We start from the raw sequence: 831 nt of genomic DNA on the forward strand, positions 1-831 counted from the left end.
CCCGCAGCCGTCCGCCCCACCCGTCGTGCCGGCCGCCGCACCGCCTCCGGTGCCCGCCATGCCCTACGCCGCTCCGCCGGGGGACGGCTCCCCGTCGCAGGACCCCGCCCCCTCCCGGGGCACCGTCCACGCGCCGCAGGACGAGCCCCGCGCCACGGAAGGGGAGGGCAGGCCCTCATGACCACCGACCCGGCCGGGCCGCCCCCGGAGGCGGCCACCCTGGAGGCGGCCGCACGGCTGCTCACCGACGCCCGGAGCGAGATCGCCCGCGCCGACAGCAAGGCCGCGGTACTCGCCGGGGCGCTCGGCGTGACGGTGGGGGTCCTCAGCGGCTTCCTTTCGGCCAGGCGATGGCGCCCCTGGGACCTGAGCGGATTCAGCAGCGTGCTGTGGTGGGCAGGGGCCTGCTGCGTCGCGCTGGCCCTGCTGTCCCTCCTGATGGCGATCCTGCCGCGGTACCGGCCGAGCAGCTGGGCACCGGGGCAGCCGCTCACCTACTTCGCCGACACCAGCCGGGCCTCGGCCCAGGGCATGCTCGCGCGGGCCCTGGCCGACACTGCCCGTTCCCCGGCCGACGCCCTGCTCGTCTCACTGGCGGAGACCAGCCGCATCGTCGGTGACAAGCACCGCTGGATACGGATCGGCCTGGCCTCCTTCTTCCTCAGCACCCTCTTCTTCCCGGTAGCGGGCCTCCTGGGCTGAGCCGCCCCGTCAACAGGACCGCCGAACCCGCCCCGCACGCCCGAGGAGCCTGTCCGATGACCCACACGCACGGCCACGACGTACCACCGCCCGAGTACCCCGGACCACCACCCCCGTACCCCGGCACAC

The 831-nt window shown here is 75.6% G+C and carries 1 protein-coding gene and 1 pseudogene; both read left to right on the forward strand.

Annotated features, from left to right (window positions below; all coding sequences use genetic code 11):
* Nucleotides 1-181 (forward strand): annotated as a pseudogene (locus BFF76_RS33430) (hypothetical protein); the annotation flags it as partial.
* Complete coding sequence (locus BFF76_RS30575) at nucleotides 178-702, forward strand: Pycsar system effector family protein (RefSeq protein ID WP_031096340.1); 525 nt, start codon at nucleotides 178-180, stop codon at nucleotides 700-702. The pseudogene BFF76_RS33430 and the gene BFF76_RS30575, both read left to right, overlap by 4 nt.
* Nucleotides 703-831 lie beyond the last annotated feature (129 nt).

The organism is Streptomyces mutomycini (genome assembly GCF_001700505.1).
Taxonomy (GTDB): Bacteria; Actinomycetota; Actinomycetes; order Streptomycetales; family Streptomycetaceae; genus Streptomyces; species Streptomyces mutomycini.